Source organism: Azospirillum sp. ST 5-10, from assembly GCF_051225715.1.
Taxonomy (GTDB): Bacteria; Pseudomonadota; Alphaproteobacteria; order Azospirillales; family Azospirillaceae; genus Azospirillum.
Genome location: NZ_JBPJSP010000013.1, coordinates 1 through 18,076, shown reverse-complemented (window position 1 = coordinate 18,076; position 18,076 = coordinate 1). Strand labels below are relative to the sequence as shown.

15 protein-coding genes and 1 pseudogene are annotated in these 18,076 nt (G+C 72.4%); 8 read left to right on the top strand and 8 right to left on the bottom strand.

The annotated features are described in order from the left end of the window. The first annotated feature begins 175 nt into the window (after window positions 1–175). The 5 genes from ACSBPG_RS15845 to ACSBPG_RS15825 all read left to right on the top strand — a co-directional run bounded on the left by ACSBPG_RS15845 (window position 176) and on the right by ACSBPG_RS15825 (window position 5,806). Complete coding sequence (locus tag ACSBPG_RS15845; RefSeq protein ID WP_435538152.1) at window positions 176–1,027, top strand: electron transfer flavoprotein subunit beta/FixA family protein; 852 nt, start codon at window positions 176–178, stop codon at window positions 1,025–1,027. Between the two features lie 45 nt (window positions 1,028–1,072). Beyond that, window positions 1,073–2,158: an electron transfer flavoprotein subunit alpha/FixB family protein gene (locus ACSBPG_RS15840; RefSeq protein WP_435538151.1), complete on the top strand. Its 1,086-nt coding sequence runs from the start codon at window positions 1,073–1,075 to the stop codon at window positions 2,156–2,158. Window positions 2,159–2,180: 22 nt separating this feature from the next. Continuing rightward, complete coding sequence (locus tag ACSBPG_RS15835) at window positions 2,181–3,482, top strand: FAD-dependent monooxygenase (protein WP_435538150.1); 1,302 nt, start codon at window positions 2,181–2,183, stop codon at window positions 3,480–3,482. Then, complete coding sequence (locus tag ACSBPG_RS15830) at window positions 3,479–3,775, top strand: ferredoxin family protein (protein WP_435538149.1); 297 nt, start codon at window positions 3,479–3,481, stop codon at window positions 3,773–3,775. Before ACSBPG_RS15835 ends, ACSBPG_RS15830 begins: the two co-directional genes overlap by 4 nt. Window positions 3,776–4,108: 333 nt before the next feature. Beyond that, window positions 4,109–5,806 carry a methyl-accepting chemotaxis protein gene (locus ACSBPG_RS15825; protein WP_435538148.1) on the top strand — a complete coding sequence of 566 codons (1,698 nt, stop codon included), beginning with the start codon at window positions 4,109–4,111 and terminating at the stop codon, window positions 5,804–5,806. Window positions 5,807–5,830: 24 nt separating this feature from the next. On the opposite strand, the gene ACSBPG_RS15820 is transcribed toward ACSBPG_RS15825, so the two are convergent. The 6 genes from ACSBPG_RS15820 to ACSBPG_RS15795 all read right to left on the bottom strand — a co-directional run bounded on the left by ACSBPG_RS15820 (window position 5,831) and on the right by ACSBPG_RS15795 (window position 10,442). Further along, the gene (locus ACSBPG_RS15820) at window positions 5,831–6,628 is read right to left on the bottom strand and encodes a VOC family protein (protein ID WP_435538147.1); all 798 of its coding nucleotides are present in this window, start codon (window positions 6,626–6,628) and stop codon (window positions 5,831–5,833) included. A gap of 38 nt (window positions 6,629–6,666) precedes the next feature. Beyond that, window positions 6,667–7,152, bottom strand: a complete 486-nt coding sequence (locus ACSBPG_RS15815) for a DUF1579 domain-containing protein (protein WP_435538146.1) — start codon at window positions 7,150–7,152, stop codon at window positions 6,667–6,669. 84 nt (window positions 7,153–7,236) lie between these two features. Beyond that, window positions 7,237–7,935: a pirin family protein gene (locus tag ACSBPG_RS15810; RefSeq protein WP_435538145.1), complete on the bottom strand. Its 699-nt coding sequence runs from the start codon at window positions 7,933–7,935 to the stop codon at window positions 7,237–7,239. Window positions 7,936–8,075: 140 nt separating this feature from the next. Next, entirely contained in the window at window positions 8,076–8,552 is a 477-nt protein-coding gene (locus ACSBPG_RS15805) for a GFA family protein (RefSeq protein ID WP_435538144.1), read from the bottom strand. 133 nt (window positions 8,553–8,685) lie between these two features. Then, the gene (locus ACSBPG_RS15800; protein WP_435538143.1) at window positions 8,686–9,066 is read right to left on the bottom strand and encodes a hypothetical protein; all 381 of its coding nucleotides are present in this window, start codon (window positions 9,064–9,066) and stop codon (window positions 8,686–8,688) included. Between the two features lie 32 nt (window positions 9,067–9,098). After that, window positions 9,099–10,442, bottom strand: coding sequence for an NAD(P)/FAD-dependent oxidoreductase (locus tag ACSBPG_RS15795; protein ID WP_435538142.1), 1,344 nt, complete (start codon window positions 10,440–10,442; stop codon window positions 9,099–9,101). 193 nt (window positions 10,443–10,635) lie between these two features. Between ACSBPG_RS15795 and ptsP the strand changes: the two genes are divergently transcribed. The 3 genes from ptsP to ACSBPG_RS15780 are packed head-to-tail and all read left to right on the top strand — an operon-like array spanning window position 10,636 to window position 15,926. After that, entirely contained in the window at window positions 10,636–13,146 is a 2,511-nt protein-coding gene (gene ptsP / locus ACSBPG_RS15790; RefSeq protein WP_435538141.1) for a phosphoenolpyruvate--protein phosphotransferase, read from the top strand. Beyond that, window positions 13,143–14,084: a 1-phosphofructokinase gene (pfkB, locus tag ACSBPG_RS15785; protein ID WP_435538140.1), complete on the top strand. Its 942-nt coding sequence runs from the start codon at window positions 13,143–13,145 to the stop codon at window positions 14,082–14,084. The genes ptsP and pfkB overlap by 4 nt, the downstream gene beginning before the upstream one ends. Window positions 14,085–14,096: 12 nt before the next feature. Then, on the top strand, window positions 14,097–15,926 hold the full coding sequence (locus ACSBPG_RS15780; RefSeq protein ID WP_435538139.1) for a PTS fructose-like transporter subunit IIB: 1,830 nt from the start codon (window positions 14,097–14,099) through the stop codon (window positions 15,924–15,926). Window positions 15,927–15,948: 22 nt separating this feature from the next. On the opposite strand, the gene ACSBPG_RS15775 is transcribed toward ACSBPG_RS15780, so the two are convergent. Together ACSBPG_RS15775 and ACSBPG_RS15770 are read right to left on the bottom strand one after the other, a co-directional pair. Beyond that, complete coding sequence (locus ACSBPG_RS15775; RefSeq protein ID WP_435538138.1) at window positions 15,949–17,649, bottom strand: methyl-accepting chemotaxis protein; 1,701 nt, start codon at window positions 17,647–17,649, stop codon at window positions 15,949–15,951. A gap of 301 nt (window positions 17,650–17,950) precedes the next feature. Beyond that, window positions 17,951–18,076, bottom strand: a pseudogene (locus ACSBPG_RS15770) (acetyl-CoA C-acetyltransferase); the annotation flags it as partial.

The following is an 18,076-nucleotide window of genomic DNA, read 5'->3' as shown; positions in this document are numbered from 1 at the left end:
CCTGTCCCGAACCCGACAAAACCCCGCCCGTGTCGGAATCGCGACACGTCGGCGCACCCGTCCCGTCCGGGAGGAATCCTGGGAAAACCAAGCCGTTAGAGCCTCCCGATCCGCTGGCACGCCGCTTGCTGTACGGGAGGGAGGCAAGCGGCACGCACGTTTTCAGGAGACCGGGATGCACATCGTCGTCTGTATCAAGCAGGTGCCCGACAGCGCCCAGATCCGCATACACCCGGTGACCAACACCATCATGCGCCAGGGCGTCCCGGCGATCATCAACCCCTACGACCTGTTCTCGCTGGAAGAGGCGCTGCGCATCAAGGACAGGACCGGCGCCAGGGTCACCATGCTGACGATGGGCCCGCCGATGGCCGAGGCGTCGCTGCGCAAGGCGCTGTCGTTCGGCGCCGACCGGGCGGTGCTGCTGACCGACCGCAAGTTCGCCGGCTCCGACACGCTCGCCACCTCCTACGCGCTCGCCTCGGCGATCCGCAAGCTGGGCGAGGAGGAGCCGGTCGACATGGTGTTCTGCGGCAAGCAGACGGTCGACGGCGACACCGCCCAGGTCGGCCCCGGCATCGCCACCCGGCTCGGCCTGCAGCAGCTCACCTACATCTCCGCCATCGAGGACCTCGACCTGGAGCGGCGGGAGGTCACCGTGCACCGCCGCTCCGAGGGCGGCGTGCAGGTGCTCAAGACCAGGCTGCCGGTGATGGTGACGATGCTGGAGGGCACCAACGCCATCCGCTTCGGCACCATGGACGACCTGTTCCGCGCCGCCCGCACCGAGATCAAGGTGTGGAGCAAGGACGACTGCGTCGAGGACGAGAGCAAGGTGGGCCTCAAGGGCTCGCCCACCGTCGTGTCCAAGGTGTTCGTGCCCAAGCCGCGCGCCGAGAAGGCCCGCTTCATCGAGGCGGAGGGCGGCGCCCCCGCGGCGCTCGCCGCGGCCGCGGTGGACACGGTCTTCGCCGCCCAGCCCAAGCTGGCCGCCGACCTTCTGGCCCGCGCCGCGGCCGGCTTCTAGGCCGCCCTCCCCCACCCCACCCCTCCCCGCGTCGAGAGAGAAGCCATGAGCGAAGCCGCACCGAGCAAGCCGCAGGGCCGCCGCTTCCAACTGCCCGAGCACCTGAAGGCCTACCAGGGCGTGTGGGTGATCGTCGAGCAGGAGCGCGGCGCCGTCCATTCCGTGTCCTGGGAGCTGGTGGGCGAGGCCCGCAAGCTCGCCGACAAGCTGGGCGTCGAGGTGGGCGCCGTGGTGCTGGGCGCCGACGGCCCCGACATCGACCGCATCTGCGGCGAGGCCTTCGGCTACGGCGCCGACCTCGTCTACCGGGTCACCCACCCGGTGCTGGCCGACTACCGCACCGACCCCTACGCCCGGGTGATGACCGAGGTGGTCAACACCCACAAGCCGGAGATCGTGCTGCTGGGCGCCACCACGCTCGGCCGCGACCTCGCCGGCGCCATCGCCACCACGCTCACCACCGGCCTCACCGCCGACTGCACCGAGCTCGACATCTACGCCGAGAACCGCAGCCTGGCGGCGACCCGGCCGACCTTCGGCGGTACCCTGCTCTGCACCATCCAGACGCTCGCCTACCGGCCGCAGATGGCGACCGTGCGCCCGCGCGTCATGGCCATGCCGGAGCGCGACGAGAGCCGCGTCGGCCGCGTCGTCCCGGTGACGCCGACCCTGGCCGAGGAGGACTTCGTCACCAAGGTGCTGAGCTTCATCCCCGACAGCGAGCGCAACGAGGCCCAGCTCGCCTTCGCCGACGTCATCGTCGCCGCCGGCAAGGGGCTGCAGAAGCCCGAGAACATGAGCCTGGTGTGGGACCTCGCCAGGGTCCTCGGGGCCGAGGTCGGCGCGTCGCGCCCGCTGGTCCAGGCGGGCTGGGTCGGCAACGACCGCCAGGTGGGGCAGACCGGCAAGACGGTGCGCCCGAAGCTCTACATCGCCGCCGGCATCTCCGGCGCCATCCAGCACCGGGTCGGCATGGAGAAGTCCGACCTGATCCTGGCCATCAACACCGACCCCAACGCGCCCATCTTCGACTTCGCCCACCAGGGCATCGTCGGCGACGCGCTGAAGATCCTGCCCGCCCTGACCGCCGCCTTCTCGTCGCGGCTCGCGGTCAACCGGCTGGCAAGCTGACGGACGAGGAGGTCCACAGGACATGGTCGAGACGTTCGACGCCATCGTCATCGGTGCCGGCCCGTCCGGCAACGCGGCGACCTACACCCTGGCCAAGGCCGGCCTGAACGTGCTCCAGCTCGAGCGCGGCGAGTATCCCGGCGCCAAGAACGTGCAGGGCGGCATCATGTACGCCGCGGAGCTGGAGAAGATCATCCCCGACTTCCGCGACGACTGCCCCACCGAGCGCCACATCATCGAGCAGCGGATCTGGCTGCTCGGCGACGACAGCTACATCGGCACCAACTACCGCTCCGACAGCTTCAACAGCGACGCCCCCAACCGCTACACCATCATCCGCGCCAACATCGACAAGTGGTTCTCCGAGCGCATCCGCAAGGCCGGCGGCCTGCAGATCTGCGAGACCACGGTGACCGAGCTGCTGCGCGACGAGATGGGCCGGGTCTACGGCGTGCGCACCGACCGGGCCGGCGGCGAGATCCACGCCGACGTGGTGGTGATGGGCGACGGGGTCAACGCGCTGCTGGCCAAGCGCGCCGGCTTCCACCCGGAACTGGCGCCGCAGAACGTGGCCCTGGCGGTCAAGGAGATCCTGTTCATCGACCCCGAGCTGATCGAGCAGCGCTTCGGCCTCAAGGACGAGGAAGGCGTGGTCATCGAGATCATGGGCAAGGTCACCAAGGGCATGGTGGGCACGGCCTTCCTCTACACCAACAAGGAGTCGCTCACGATCGGCATCGGCTGCCTGATCTCCGACTTCAAGACGGCCGGCGTGGCGCCCTACCGGCTGCTGGAGGACCTGAAGAACCATCCCGTCATCAAGCCGCTGATCGACGGCGCGGAGATGAAGGAGTACGCCGCCCACATGATCCCCGAGGGCGGCTACAACGCCGTCCCGGACCTCGTCGGCGACGGCTGGATGGTGGTGGGCGACGCCGCCCATCTCAACAACGCCGCCCACCGCGAGGGCTCCAACCTCGCCATGGCGTCGGGCCGCATGGCGGCGGAGACCATCGTCGAGCTGAAGCGGGCGGGCAAGCCGGCGACCGCCGCCAACCTCGCCGCCTACAAGAAGCGGCTGGACGCCTCCTTCGTCATGAAGGACCTGAAGAAGTACAAGGACCTGCCCGACATCATGCACGCCAACAAGCAGTTCTTCGGGGCCTACCCGGACCTGATCAACGGCGCGGCACACTCCCTGTTCACCGTGGACAGCGTCGACAAGCTGACCAAGGAGAAGGAGATCATGCGTTCCTTCGTGAAGAAGCGCTCCTTCCTCGGTCTGATGGGCGACGCGATCAAGCTGGCGAGGGCCTTCCGATGAGCCACATGACGATCAAGGTCGAAGACAAGCTCTACCAGAACCGCTACATCGTCGACGAGAGCCGGCCGCACATCCGCATCAAGGCGGAGGAGACCTGCCGGACCTGCGCGACGCAGCCCTGCACCTGGTGCTGCCCGGCCGCCTGCTACACCAAGGACGAGAACGGTGCGGTGAACCTGGCGACCGACGGCTGCCTGGAGTGCGGCACCTGCCGGGTGGTGTGCCAGGACAAGGGCAACATCCTCTGGGACTACCCGCGCGGCGGCTACGGCATCTCCTACAAGTTCGGCTGAGCGGCCGGTTCACCGGCATCCGGCGCCCGCCTCGTCCCCGCCCCGCCGGGACCGATCCCCTCTCCCGGCGGCGGGACGGGGATCTCGTCGCGGAGGCGGGGCCGGCGCCCGAGGTGCAGCGGCACAGGAAAAACGGCACTACGACAGGTTTGTTTCAATCAAGTAACACGCAAGAAGCTGTCGCGCGATACGTCGCGTTCACTGCATAGGCACGGGTGACGACGGCGTTTGTTACAGGCGGATACTGTTGAGGAGCGCAAATTTTAGGTTTAGCATCCGATCGCGTTCCCCACCGGCCGGCGGTTCGACGGACGCACTCGGAAGGATTTCCCCATGCGTTTGACCATCCGGTTCGTTCTGCTGGCGCTGTTGGCCGTCCTCGGCGGCCTGCTGGCATTGAGCGATCTCGTCGGCATGCGCGCCCTCACCACCGCCAACCGCGGCCTCGAAACCGTCTATGCCGACCGGGTGGTGCCGTTGCGCGATCTCAAGATCGTCTCCGACGCCTACGCCGTCTTCATCGTCGACGCCTCGCACAAGGTGCGCAACGGCAACTTCGTGTGGGAGGAGGGGCAGCGCTCCGTCGCCACCGCCGCGAAGGACATCCGCGCCCGCTGGCAGGCCTACCTCGCCACCAGGCTCGTCGCCGAGGAGGCCGCGCTGGCGGAGCAGGCCAAGCCGCTCATGGCGGCGGCCGACCGCGCGGTGGAGCGCCTGCAGGGCATCCTGTCGGCCAGGGACGCCGCGGCGCTGGACGATTTCGTGCGCAACACCCTCTATCAGACGATCGACCCCGTGACCGAACGGATCGGCGCGCTCATCGACCTGCAGGTCCGGGTGGCCGGCGAGAGCTACGCCGCCGCCCAGGCCGACCACGAGGAGGCGACGCTGGTGTCCTGGCTGCTGCTGGGGGTGGCGGCGGTGACCATCGCCGGGGCCGCCGCGGTGGTGCAGCGCCGGGTGGTCGGGCCGGTCAACCGCCTGACCGACACCATGGAGCGGATGGCCGGCGGCGACTACGGCGTGGCCATCCCCGCCACCGGGGCGCGCGACGAGATCGGCGCCATGGCCCGGGCGGTCGAGGTGTTCAAGAGCAACGGGCTGGAGAACCGGCGCCTGCTCGCCGTCCAGGAGCGGCATCGGACCGAGGCGGCGCGCGCCATGATGGACGCCCTGGCGGAACTGGCCCAGGCGGTCGAGCGTGCCACCGCCGACGCCGTCACCCAGGTCGGCGGGCATGCCCGGCGGATGGACGACAGCGCCGGCGCCATGGCCCGGTCGGCCGAGGCGGTGGGCGCGGATTCCCAGTCGGTGGCCGCCGCCGCCGCCCAGGCGATGCAGACGGCCCAGGCCGTCGCCTCGGCGACCGAGGAGCTGGCGGCGTCGATCCGCGAGATCGGCGGCCAGGTCGTCCACGCCAGCGCGGTTGCCAAGACCGCGGTCGACAGCGGCGAACGGGCGCATCGGACGATCCGCTCCCTGTCGGAGACCGTGGTCCGCATCGGCGACGTCACCAAGCTGATCCAGAGCATCGCCAGCCAGACCAACCTGCTGGCGCTGAACGCCACGATCGAGGCGGCGCGCGCCGGCGAGGCGGGAAAGGGCTTCGCCGTGGTGGCCGGCGAGGTGAAGACGCTGGCCACGCAGACCGCCAAGGCCACCGAGGAGATCGCCGCGCAGATCGCCGAGATCGAGACGGTCACCGGCCGGGCGGTGAACGCGGTGGCGGAGATCGGCCGCTCCATCGCCGAGATGGACCATGTCGCCGGGTCGATCGCCGCGGCGGTGGAGGAGCAGGCGGCCGCCACCCAGGAGATCAGCCGCAACGTCGGCGAGACGGCACACGCGGTGCAGGAGGTGTCGACGCGCATCGCCACCGTCTCCACCGAGGCCGGCGCCAGCGGCGGCCGCGCGGCCGACCTGCGCGCCGCCGCCAGCACCGTGTCGAAGAGCGTCGACGATCTGCGCACCGCGCTGGTGCGCGTGGTGCGCGAGTCCGTCCAGGACATCGAGCGGCGGCAGCGGGCCTGATCCGCCCGGTCGCCGCCGCCGCGCTCAGCCCCTGGGGCCAACCAGGGCGAAGATGGCGCCCTGCGGGTCGAGGCACTGGACGATCCACGCCCCGCCCGGCACCTCCTGGGGGCCGAGCAGGATGCGGCCGCCGCCCGCCCACACGCGATCGGCCGCGGCGTCGATGCCGGCGACCTGGACGTAGTAGAGCCAGAACGGCGCCGGCACCGAGTCCGGCCGGGTCATCATGCCGCCCAAGGTCTCGCCGTCGCGGGCGAACAGCTGGTAGATCCCCAGCGGGCCCATGTCCAGGGCGTCCCCCTTGGTCCAGCCGAAGAGGCCGGCGTAGAAGGCGGCGGCCGCCTCGCGGTCGGCGGCGTACAGCTCGTGCCAGCCGACATGGCCCGGCCTGCCCATCGGCGCGGCAGGCGGCGCGACGGGCGGCGCGGCGGCCGGGCCGTCGCACGGGCCGCCGACGAACAGCGCGAACACGGCGCCGCCGGGATCGGCGACGATGGCGAAGCGGCCGACGCCGGGGATGTCCGCCGGGGCGCGGTGGACCGCGCCGCCACCGGCCGTCACGGCCGCCGCCGCCGCGTCGACGTCGTCGACCGCGACGTAGCCGATCCAGCCCGGCCGTGCGCCGGCGGCGCGGGCTTCCTCCGGCAGATCCATCAGCCCGCCGATGGCGGCCTCTCCGGCGGACAGGATGGTGTAGGCCATGCCCGGCATGCCGGCGTCGCGGCCGTCCCAGCCGACGACGTCGCGGTAGAAGGCCAGGGCGGCCGTGGCGTCGGTGGTCATCAGCTCGTACCAGACGAACCGGCCTTGAACACTGGACATCCGATGTCTCCCTGTGGACGGATCGAGGGGCGGCGCGGTCACGCCGTCCGCCGGTAGCGCATCGTCACGACCGGTTTCCAGACGCCGTCGTCGCCCAGCGCCTGCGACCGCAGCACCCGGTGATCCCCGTCCTCGACGGTGACGATGTCCTGGTAGCGGACGAGCTTTCCCTGCCCCGCCATGTCGGGCCCGACGGTGTCCAGGGTGAGCGTGCGGCCGCTCCCGTCCAGCGTCCCGTCATAGACCCAGAGGTGGGTCATCATCGAGCCGACCCAGGTGCCGACGAAGCGTTCCCGCTGCGGATCGTAGCCGAGCGTCATGACGGTCGTCGCGGTTCCCCCGCCGGGCATTTCGCCGCGCCCCTCGGCGACGACCCACAGGCCGTTCAGCGACCGCACCGTCTCGGTCCAGTCCGGCATCGGCGTTCCCGGCGGCGCCCCCGGCGGCGCCTCGCAGGACACCGCCCAGTCCCCGACGAGCGTCTGAAGCCAGCGATGCATCGCGTGCGGTTCGGCCGGTGTCATCCTTCCCTCCCTGTTGGTCGTCACGGCGACGGACATTGCGTTGATATCAACGCAATGTCCGCGTGTCAAACGACCTCGGAAGGATCAGGCGAGGTCGAACACCAGGGCCTCCGCACCGTGCTCGCTGGCGAGGGTGAGGCGGGCGGCGTCGGTCACGGCGGCGCCGTCACCCTCCTTCAGGGGCGTGCCGTCCAGGGTCACGGCGCCGCGGGCGACCTGCACCCAGGCCCGCCGGCCCGGCCGCAGGTCGAGGGCGACCGTGCCGCCGGCGCCGAGCAGGGTGGCGTAGAGGTCGACGTCCTGGTGCACGGTCAGGCTGCCGTCGCGGCCGTCGCGCGACGCCACCAGACGCGCCGCGCCCTGACGCTCGGCCGCCGGAAACGACCGCTGCTCATAGCCGGGCGCCAGCCCCCGCGACTCGGGGATGATCCAGATCTGCAGGAAGTGCACGGGATCGCTGGCGGAGTGGTTGAACTCGCTGTGGACGATCCCCGTGCCGGCGCTCATCCGCTGCACGTCGCCGGGCCGGATCACCGATCCGGTGCCGAGGCTGTCCTTGTGCTCCAGGGCGCCGTCCAGCACGTAGGAGATGATCTCCATGTCGCGGTGCGGGTGCGCCCCGAAGCCGCCGCCCGGCGCCACGCGGTCGTCGTTGATGACGCGCAGCGCGCCGAACCCCATGTGGCGCGGATCGTGGTAATGGCCGAAGGAGAAGGTGTGGTGGCTGTCCAGCCAGCCGAAATCGACGGCACCACGCTCTTCGGCGGGACGAACGACGATCATTGCGGGTCTCCTGTCGCTTGGGCCCGGGCGGGATCGCCGCGGGCCTCGTCTGACCAGGAAGATAGGCACTCCCAACCTGGAGATAATCAGCGCATTGATCGCCTCTATGTTGCTCGATGCACAACAATGCCGGCGGTGTCTCACCCCTCGTCCAGCAGCCCGTGCTCCCGGTGCCAGTCCTCCAGCGACTGGGTGGGGTAGTCCTCGTACCGCCCCTCGTCGGGCCGGGCGTCGACGCGCACCCAGTTGGCCTTGGACCCCAGCATCATGTGCACCTGCTCCGGCGGTTCGGGCAGCGGCGTGTCGATGGCGCTGGCGTGGGGATGGACGAGGTCGGGCCAGCGCGGGTCCCACAGCCACAGGGCCGAACCGCAGCGCGTGCAGAAGCGGCGCTCGGCCGGGCTCGGCCGGCCGTCGACGGTGGCGTGGAAGACGCCGATGGCCTCCTCGCCGGAGACCGTCAAGGTCGGCGCCTTGGCCCCGAGATTGATGGCGTAGCCGCCGCCACCGGCCGTCTTGCGGCAGATCGAGCAGTAGCAGCGCAGGAAGGGGACCGGCGCGTAGGCCTCCACCGAGAACCGCACCGCGCCGCAATGGCAGGAGCCGTCGAGTCGCATCGTTGCTCTCCGATCGAACAGGGGGGTCGGGGCGGGCGCCGGCCCGGAATCGCCCCGCGGCCGGCGGGGAGATCTCGGCGGCGACCCGGCTGCCCGGCGCATCGCGCACGACCGGGCGGCGTTCAAGAATACATCATCGCCCGGGGCGCCGTTCGCTCAGCGCGACGACCGCCAGGGCGAACAGGCCGTAGCCCGCCATCGCCAGCCGGGCCGGCACCGGCTCGCGGCGGAGCAGCAGGGCGGCGCCGAGGAAGCCGGCCCCCTGCACCGCGTCGATGGCGAGGTGCGCGTCCATGCTCAGCAGCGGCGCCACGCCCCACTCGTAGTCGGTGGCGAGCGCGTAGGCGGCGCTGCCGGCGGCGGCCGCCGTCATCAGCCGGCCGGTGGCGCCGTGCCAGCCCATCGCCCGCGGCGCGGCGGCGAGCGCCGCCCCGGCGGCGTAATCGATCAGCCCGTGGACGCGCGTCGGGATGACGCCGCCCGGCTGCGGATCGGCGATGCTGGACGTTGGCATGGTCGCTGCTCCGTGCATCGGGGGCGAAAGCCTCAGCCGTGGCGCCGTGGCCGTTCGGCGGCCACGGCGTCCGGGACGGGCGGCGGGCCGTCGGCGATCAGGCGGGCACCGCGCTCGTAGGTGAGATAGCGCCACAGCCATTGGGTGGTGACGAGGAGGCGCTTCTCGCCGCCCACCAGCAGGTAGACGTGGACGATGGCCCAGAGCACCCAGGCGAGCCAGCCCTTGAGCCGACGCCGGCCGAAATCGAACACCGCGGCGTTGCGGCCGATGATCGCCGTGTTGCCGCGGTTGCGGAAGCGGAAGGGCGGCGGCGGCGTGCCGTCGCGCAGGTCGGCGGCCAGCGCCCGGCCGAGATGCTCGCCCTGCTGCTTGGCGACCTGGGCCAGCCCCGGCAGCGGCTTGCCGTCGTCGCCGGCCGCCAGGGCCGTGTCGCCCAGCGCGTAGACGCCGTCACGGCCGGGCACCGACAGGTCGGCGGCGACGCGGATGCGCCCGCCGCGGTCGGTCTCCACGCCGAGCCACCGGCCGGCCGGCGAGGCCGCCACGCCGGCCCCCCAGACCACCGTCCCGGCGGCAATGGTCCGCCCGAACACGGTGACCCCGGCGGCGTCGATCCGCTCCACCGCCTGTCCCGTCATCACCGTGACCCCCAGCCCTTCCAGCCGGCGCCGCGCGTAATCGGCGAGATCGTCGGGAAAGGCGGCGAGGATGCGCGGTCCCGCCTCCACCAGCAGCACGCGGGCCGAGCGCGGGTCGATGCGGCGGAAGTCGCGGGCCAGGGCGAAGCGGGTCAGCTCGGCCACCGCCCCGGCCATCTCGACGCCGGTCGGACCGCCGCCGACGATCACCGTCGTCATCAGGTCCTCGCGGCGGGCCGGATCGTCGCACATCTCCGCCTGCTCGAACGCCGTCAGCAGGCGGGTGCGGATGTGCCGGGCGTTCTCCACGGTCTTCAGGCCGGGGGCGAAGGCCGGCCAGTCCGCATGCCCGAAATAGCTGTAGACCGAGCCGGTCGCCAGCACCAGCCGGTCGTAGGGAACGGCGGCGCCGCCGGCCAGCTGCACCCGCCGGCCCGCCGTGTCGACCCCGGTCACCTCGGCCAGGAGCACCTCCACGCTGCGGTGCCGGCCGAGGATGGAGCGGATCGGCGTGGCGATGTCGGCCGGCGACAGGGCGGCGGTGGCGACTTGGTAGAGCAGCGGCACGAAGAGGTGATAGTTGTTGCGGTCGATCACCGTCACGTGGACGCCGCGGCGGCCCAGCTCGCGGGCGCAGGCGAGGCCGCCGAATCCGGCGCCGACGATGACGACGCGGGGCGAGCGGTCGCCGGCGAGCGGGCCGGGGTCGCGGGGAGTGCGGTCGGGGCTGTCCATCGGCGGTATGCGGGCGTCGGGCTGTTGCAATGCGGCACACCACCAACAGCGGCCGGCGGCCGACGGCACGTCCGGCCGTTCGAGGAACGCCGCCCGGCATGCGGCGTTACACCTCTTGATAAGGCAAGCCGTGCCGTGGTGTCGTGAGCACCACCCGATCGGCACAGAAATTCTCCAAGGGAGGGAACAGCCGATGCTGAAGGTCAGCGCGGCGCAGGTGCGCCTGGGGCTCACGGCGACGGACAAGACCGACGCCATCCGCCGTGCCGGCCAGCTCATGGTCGACAGCGGCCTGATCGAGCCCGGATACGTCGACAGCATGCTGGGGCGCGAGCGCATCGCCGGCACCTATCTCGGCAGCGGCATCGCCATTCCGCACGGCCAGCCCGAGGCGCGCGACCTCGTGCGCCGCACCGGCGTCGTCGTCGCCCAGTTCCCCCGGGGGGTCGACTGGGGCACCGGCGAGCCGGCCCGCGTCGTCGTCGGCATCGCCGCCAAGTCGGACGAGCACATCGCCGTCCTGCAACGCCTCACCGGCGTGCTCGGCGACCCGGCGCAGGCGGAACGGCTGGGCACGACCACCGACCCGGACGAGATCGTCGCCACGCTCAACGGCGCCGCGGCGCCGGCGCCCGCGGCGCCCGCCGCCGCCACGCCGGCCGGCGGCCGCTCGATCGACCTCGTCGCCCCGGTGCCGCACGGCCTGCACGCCCGCCCCGCCACCGCGCTGGTGGAGGTCGCCAAGCGCTTCCGCGCCGAAATCGCCGTGCGCCACGGCGACGGCGTCGCCAACGCCCGCAGCCTGGTGTCGCTGCTCCGCCTCGGCGTGTCGGGCGGCCAGCCGATCACCGTCACCGCGGCGGGCGACGACGCCGACGCCGCGCTGGCCGCCATCGCCGACGCCTTCGCGGCCGGCCTCGACGAGCCGGCCGCCGCCGCCGCACCGCCGCCGGCGCCGCCGCCGGCGCGGGCCGCGCCGGCCGACCTCGACTACGACGGGCACGCCATCGTCGGCATCGCCGCCTCGCCCGGCGTGTCGATCGGCACGGTCTGGCGCTTCCAGCGCGAGGAGCTGCGGGTGGCGGAGACCGCCGCCGACCCGGCGGTGCAGCACCGCCGCCTGGACGAGGCGCTGTCCGGCGCCGCCGCCGACCTGCGCACCCTGCACGAGGCGTTCTGGAAGAAGGCCGGCGCCGCCAAGGCGGCCATCTTCAAGGCCCACCAGGAGCTGCTGGACGATCCCGAGATGGTCGCCGAGGCGCACGCCCGCATCGATCAGGGGGCAAGCGCCGGCTGGGCGTGGCGGGCGGTGTACGAGGAGCGCGCCGCCACCCTGGCGCAGCTCTCGGACGCCCTGCTGGCCGGCCGCGCCGCCGACCTGCGCGACGTCGGCCGCCGGGTGCTGCGCCTGCTGGCCGAGGTCCGCGGGACCGCCGCCGCCCTGCCCGACCACCCCGTCATCCTGCTCGCCGAGGACCTGGAGCCGTCCGACACCGCCAAGCTCGACCCCGCCATGGTGCTGGGGCTGTGCACGGGCGGCGGCGGCGCCACCTCGCACACGGCGATCATCGCCCGCTCGCTCGACATCCCCGCCGTGGTCGCCGCCGGCCCGGCGGTGCTCGACCTGGAGAACGGACGGGAGGCCATCCTCGACGGCGACGGCGGCGTGCTGGTGGCCGACCCCAGCGAGCGCGACCGCGCCCGCGCCGAGACCGCCCGCGTCGCCGTGGGCGAGCGGCGCGAGGCCGAGCGGCTCGACCGCTACAAGCCGGCCATCACCACCGACGGCAAGCGGGTGGAGGTCGCCGCCAACATCTCCGACCCCGCCGAGGCCGCCCAGGCGGTGGAGGCCGGCGGCGAGGGCGTCGGGCTGATGCGCACCGAGTTCCTGTTCCTGCAGCGCGACCTGCCCCCCGACGAGGAGGAGCAGCTCGCGGCCTACCGCACCATGGTGCGGGCCATGAACGGGCTGCCGATCATCCTGCGCACCCTCGACATCGGCGGCGACAAGAACGTGCCCTACCTGCGCCTGCCGGCCGAGGCCAACCCGTTCCTCGGCGTGCGCGGCATCCGCCTGTGCTTCGAGCGCGAGGACCTGTTCCGCACCCAGCTGCGGGCGATGCTGCGGGCTGCGGCCGACGGTCCCGTCCGCATCATGTATCCGATGATCGCCACCCCCGACGAGCTGGCACGGGCCAAGGCGATCACCGAGGAGGTGCGCCGCGAGGTCGGTGCCGATCCGGTGGAGCTGGGGATCATGATCGAGGTGCCCTCGGCGGTCATGATGGCCGACCGGCTGGCCCGCGAGGTCGACTTCTTCTCCATCGGCACCAACGACCTGACGCAGTACGTGCTGGCGATGGACCGGCTGCACCCGGTGCTCGCCCCGCGCGCCGACGGGCTGCACCCGGCCGTGCTGCGCATGGTCGAGCGCACGGTGGCGGCCGCCCGCGACGCCGGCATCTGGGTGGGGGCGTGCGGCGGCATCGCCGGCGATCCGGCGGGCGCCGTCGTCCTCGCCGGCCTGGGCGTGAGCGAGCTGAGCGTCGCCATCCCCGCCGTGCCCTCGGTCAAGGCGCGCCTGCGCGGCATCGCCATGGCCGACGCCGAGGCGGCCGCCCGCGACGCGCTGGCCTGCGCCGACGCGGCCGAGGTGCGGGCGCTGGTGCGCGACCGCTTCGCCGGCGCCGGAGGTGCGGCATGAAGAACGCCATCGTCACCGTCACCCTGAACGCCGCGGTCGACCAGACCCTCGACGTGCCGGGCTTCACCGCCGGGGCGGTGAACCGCGCGGTGGCGGAGACGCGCACCGCCGGCGGCAAGGGGATCAACGTCGCCGCCTTCCTGTCCGGGGGCCCGCGGCCGGTGACCGCGACGGGCTTCCTCGGCGAGGAGAACGCCGCGGTGTTCGAGGCGCTGTTCCGCCGCCGCCACATCCGCGATCGCTGCCTGCGCCTGCCCGGCACCAGCCGGGTGAACATCAAGGTGGTCGACCGCGAGGCCCGCTCGGTCACCGACATCAACCTGCCCGGCCTGCACGTGCCGGCGGAATCCTGGCGCGCCCTGATCAAGACGGTGGAGGAGCTGGCGGCCGACGCCGACACCTTCGTGCTGGCCGGCAGCGTGCCGGCCGGCGTGCCCGACACCGCCTACGCCGAGCTGGTGGCGCACCTGCGCGGCCACGGCGCCTTCGTCGCGGTGGACGCCAGCGGCGAGCCGTTGCGCCGCGCCGTCGCCGCCCGCCCCGACATGGTCAAGCCCAACGTGCACGAGCTGGCGGAGCTGCTGGGCCGGCCGCTGGCCGACCGCGGGGCGGTGGTCGCCGCGGCGCGCGACCTCGCCGCGTCCGGCATCGCCCTGGTGGTGGTCTCGCTGGGGGCCGACGGGGCGGTGTTCGTGGCGGACGGGCACGCCCTGCTGGCGGTGCCGCCGCCGGTCACCGTCGCCAGCACCGTCGGCGCCGGCGACGCCATGGTCGCCGGGGTGCTGGCATCCCGTCTGGAGGGCGGCGACCTGGAGGCCTGCGCGCGCCGCGGCACCGCCTTCGCCGCCGGCACCCTGGCCCGCCTCGGCCCCGAATTGCCGCCGCCCGATCGGATCGCCGAACTGATGGACGCCGTGCGCGTCGAGACCCTGGAATAGCGGAGGATCGCCATGGCAAAGCTCGTGGCCGTGACCGCCTGCCCCACCGGCATCGCCCACACCATCATGGCCGCCGAGGCGCTGCGCCGCACCGCCGCGCTGAGGGGCCACACCATCGAGGTCGAGACCCAGGGCGCGGAAGGGGCGAGGACCCCGCTCGACGCCGCGACCATCGCCGCCGCCGACGCGGTGATCCTGGCCACCGACATCGCCGTCGACGAATCCCGCTTCGCCGGCAAGCCGGTGCTGCGCACCACCACCGCCACCGCCATCCGCGAAACCGGGCGCGTGCTCGACGAGGCGCTGGCCCAGAGCCCGCCGGTGGCGGCCGCGGCGGCCGTCGCCCCGGCGCCCGGACCGGCGCCGGCCGCCGCGCCCGCCGGGGGCGGTGGGCTGCTGGTCGCGGTGACCGCCTGCCCCACCGGCATCGCCCACACCTTCATGGCGGCCGAGGCGTTGAAGCGGGCGGCCGAGGCCAAGGGCTACCGCATCAAGGTGGAGACGCAGGGCTCGGTCGGCGCCAAGAACGCGCTGAGCGACGCCGAGATCGCCGAAGCGGACGCCGTCATCATCGGCGCCGACACCCACGTCGCCACCGACCGCTTCGCCGGCAAGCGCCTCCTGAAGACGTCGGTCGGCGAGGCGCTCAAGCAGCCGGCCCGCGTCATCGACGCGGCGCTGGCCCTGCCGCCGCCGTCGGCCGCCGCGGCCGGCTACGCGGACTCCGTGGCCGCCGCCAAGGCGCGCCAGAAGGAGGCGCAGTCCGGCCCCTACAAGCACCTGCTGACCGGCGTCTCCTTCATGCTGCCGTTCGTCGTGGCGGGCGGCCTGATCATCGCGCTCTCCTTCGTCTTCGGCATCGAGGCGTTCAAGGAGGAGGGCACCCTGCCGGCCGCCCTGATGGAGATCGGCGGCGGCAGCGCGTTCGCGCTGATGGTGCCGGTCCTGGCGGGCTACATCGCCTATTCCATCGCCGACCGGCCGGGGCTGGCGCCCGGCTTCATCGGCGGCATGCTGGCCTCGAAGATCGGCGCCGGCTTCCTCGGCGGCATCGTCGCCGGCTTCCTCGCCGGCTACGTCGCCCGCTGGCTGCGCGACACCATCCGCCTGCCGGCGACGCTCGAAGGGCTGAAGCCGGTGCTGATCATCCCGCTGCTCGCCACCCTGGCGGTCGGGCTGCTGATGGTCTACGTCATCGGCACGCCGGTCGCCGCCATCATGGCCGGGCTGACCGCCTTCCTCCAGGGCATGACCGGCGCCAACGCGGTGGCGCTCGGCCTGCTGCTGGGGGCGATGATGGCGCTCGACATGGGCGGGCCGGTCAACAAGGCGGCCTACACCTTCTCGGTCGGCCTGCTGGCGTCGGGCACCTTCACCCCGATGGCCGCCACCATGGCCGCCGGCATGACGCCGCCGCTCGCCCTGGCGCTCGCCACCGTGGTCGCCCGCAGCCGCTTCAACGCCCAGGAACAGGAGGCCGGCAAGGCCGCCGCCGTGCTCGGCCTCGCCTTCATCACCGAGGGCGCCATCCCGTTCGCCGCCAAGGACCCGCTGCGGGTGATCCCGGCCTGCATGGCCGGCTCGGCGGTCGCCGGGGCGCTCTCCATGTGGTTCGGCTGCGGCCTGCGGGCGCCGCACGGCGGCATCTTCGTGCTGGCCATCCCCAACGCGGTGGCGCCGCTGCTGCCCTACATCGTCGCCATCGTCGCCGGGACGCTGGTCACCACGGCGGCGCTGATCCTGCTGAAGCGGCCGATCGCCGAGGACGCCGCGGCGGTCCGCGCCGGCGAGACCGCGGCGGTGCCGCCGGGCACGGCCGCGCCCGGCGGCGCGGCGCGCTGAGCCGCGCCGCCGGGCCGGTCCGTCAGGCCTGGCGGACCGTCCGCAGGAAGGTCGCGACCTCCCGGTTCAGCGCGTCGGCCTGCGAGGCGAGGAGCTGGGAGGTGCCGAGGACGCCCTGGGCCGCCTTGCCGCTCTGGTCGGCGGCACCGCTGACGCCGCCGATGTCGGACGCGACCTCCCGCGTGCCGGACGCCGCCTCCTGGATGTTGCGGACGATCTCGCGGGTCGCCGCCCCCTGCTCCTCGACCGCCGAGGAGATGGTGATCGTGTTCTCGTTGATCTGGCCGATCACCTCGGCGATGCCGCGGATCTCCAGCACGGCGTCGTTGGTGACCGTCTGGATGCCGGAGATCTGAACGGTGATGTCCTCGGTGGCCTTGGCGGTCTGGGTGGCGAGCTGCTTGACCTCGCTCGCCACCACGGCGAAGCCCTTGCCGGCCTCGCCGGCCCGCGCCGCCTCGATGGTGGCGTTGAGCGCCAGCAGGTTGGTCTGCGAGGCGATGTCGTTGATCAGCCCGACCACGGCGCCGATCTTCTCGACCGCTTCGGCGAGACCGCCGACCTTGGTGTTGGCGCGCTGCGCCTGGCCGACGGCCTCGCCGGCGATGCGGCCGGACACGTTGACGTGCCGGCTGATCTCGTCGATGGAGGCGGAGAGCTGCTCCGAGGCCGAGGCGACGGTCTGCACGTTGGTCGAGGTCTGCTCGGTGGTCGCCGACACGGTCGTCGCCAGCTTGCCGGTCTCACTGGCGGCGGCGAGCATCGTCTGCGCCTGCTTCTGCAGCGTCTCGGTCTCGGCGGTGATCGACCGGATGGCGTCGCCCACCGAGTTCTCGAAGGTGGCGGCCAGCGTCTCCATGGCGAGGCGCTTCTCCTTGGCCGTCCGCTCGACCATCTCGGCGTGCTCGGCCTCGAGGCGCTGGCGGGTCTCGGCGTTCTCCCGGAACACCTCCAGGGCCTGCGCCATGGCGCCGATCTCCGTGCGGCGGCCGGCCTCGGGGAAGCGCACGGTGAGGTCGCCGGCGGCCAGGGCCGACATCCTCGTCCGCAGCGCCAGCAGCGAGCGGTGGATGTCACGGTTGATCAGGAACGCGGTCGCCACCAGGACGCCGATCAGCGCGAGCGCCGTCGTGGCCAGGCGCACCATGAAGGCCTGGTACGCCTCGTCGATGTCGTCGGTGTACACGCCCGAGCCGATGATGACGCCGAGCGGCTGGAAGCGCTGCACGTAGTTCGTCTTCTCCAGCGGGACCTCGGAGCCCAGCTTCGGCCAGGAATAGTGGACGATCGCGCTGTCCTGGCGCTGCATGGTGTCGACCATCTCGCGGACGAACAGCTTCTGCTCCGGGCTCTTGTCCTTGAGCCCCGTGCGGTCCGTGCCCACCGCCTTGTGGTTCGACGGGTTGGCGACCGCGATGCCCTTCATGTCGTAGGCATACATGTAGTCCGCGCCGCCGTTGTAATACATGCTGTGCAAGGCGTTGCGGAACCGCTCCAGCGCCTCGTCCCGCGTCAGCGTGCCAGCCTCGACCTCGGCCTGGAGCCCCTTCGCGAGCCCGATCCCCGTCTCCACGACGGCGCGCACCGTCGCCACCCGGTCATCGACCATGCGCTGGTGGCTGAGCGTGCCGCTGACGGCGATCACCGCGAACGGCACGATGACCGACACCACGACCAGAATGGTGAGCTTCGTCCGGATGGACAGATTGCTTAACACGCCCATGATCTCCTCTACCGGCAGTCAGCCGTCACAGAACAGAATTCATCTGGGCGGGAAAATTACCCAGGGTGTGTTAATAACATTTGAAAGAGTGGCGCCTTGTTACCCGTGTCAGGACACGACATCCGGGAAACAATTGAACACCCCACTGACATTTATCGCATTTATATATCTTCTCTTCACCGACGCCGACCCGATAGGTTCGATCTTCCGGTCTTGCGCCGCCGGGGGGAGAGCGGCGGTCCCGTCCCCTGGGGATCGCGGGGAAACCGCAGGGGGACGGGACCGCCGGACCGACGATCGCTCAGTCGCGGGCGACGCAGAGGGCGATGCCCATGCCGCCGCCGATGCAGAGCGTGGCGAGGCCCTTCTTGGCGTCGCGCTTCTGCATCTCGTGCAGGAGGGTCACCAGCACCCGCGCACCCGACGC

What these genes read in the sequence shown, in the direction of transcription:
- ACSBPG_RS15845 (WP_435538152.1), top strand. Translation starts at nt 176, where the DNA reads ATGCACATCGTCGTCTGTATCAAGCAGGTGCCCGACAGCGCCCAGATC.
- ACSBPG_RS15840 (WP_435538151.1), top strand. Translation starts at nt 1,073, where the DNA reads ATGAGCGAAGCCGCACCGAGCAAGCCGCAGGGCCGCCGCTTCCAACTG.
- ACSBPG_RS15835 (WP_435538150.1), top strand. Translation starts at nt 2,181, where the DNA reads ATGGTCGAGACGTTCGACGCCATCGTCATCGGTGCCGGCCCGTCCGGC.
- ACSBPG_RS15830 (WP_435538149.1), top strand. Translation starts at nt 3,479, where the DNA reads ATGAGCCACATGACGATCAAGGTCGAAGACAAGCTCTACCAGAACCGC.
- ACSBPG_RS15825 (WP_435538148.1), top strand. Translation starts at nt 4,109, where the DNA reads ATGCGTTTGACCATCCGGTTCGTTCTGCTGGCGCTGTTGGCCGTCCTC.
- ACSBPG_RS15820 (WP_435538147.1), bottom strand. Translation starts at nt 6,628, where the DNA reads ATGTCCAGTGTTCAAGGCCGGTTCGTCTGGTACGAGCTGATGACCACC.
- ACSBPG_RS15815 (WP_435538146.1), bottom strand. Translation starts at nt 7,152, where the DNA reads ATGACACCGGCCGAACCGCACGCGATGCATCGCTGGCTTCAGACGCTC.
- ACSBPG_RS15810 (WP_435538145.1), bottom strand. Translation starts at nt 7,935, where the DNA reads ATGATCGTCGTTCGTCCCGCCGAAGAGCGTGGTGCCGTCGATTTCGGC.
- ACSBPG_RS15805 (WP_435538144.1), bottom strand. Translation starts at nt 8,552, where the DNA reads ATGCGACTCGACGGCTCCTGCCATTGCGGCGCGGTGCGGTTCTCGGTG.
- ACSBPG_RS15800 (WP_435538143.1), bottom strand. Translation starts at nt 9,066, where the DNA reads ATGCCAACGTCCAGCATCGCCGATCCGCAGCCGGGCGGCGTCATCCCG.
- ACSBPG_RS15795 (WP_435538142.1), bottom strand. Translation starts at nt 10,442, where the DNA reads ATGGACAGCCCCGACCGCACTCCCCGCGACCCCGGCCCGCTCGCCGGC.
- ptsP (WP_435538141.1), top strand. Translation starts at nt 10,636, where the DNA reads ATGCTGAAGGTCAGCGCGGCGCAGGTGCGCCTGGGGCTCACGGCGACG.
- pfkB (WP_435538140.1), top strand. Translation starts at nt 13,143, where the DNA reads ATGAAGAACGCCATCGTCACCGTCACCCTGAACGCCGCGGTCGACCAG.
- ACSBPG_RS15780 (WP_435538139.1), top strand. Translation starts at nt 14,097, where the DNA reads ATGGCAAAGCTCGTGGCCGTGACCGCCTGCCCCACCGGCATCGCCCAC.
- ACSBPG_RS15775 (WP_435538138.1), bottom strand. Translation starts at nt 17,649, where the DNA reads ATGGGCGTGTTAAGCAATCTGTCCATCCGGACGAAGCTCACCATTCTG.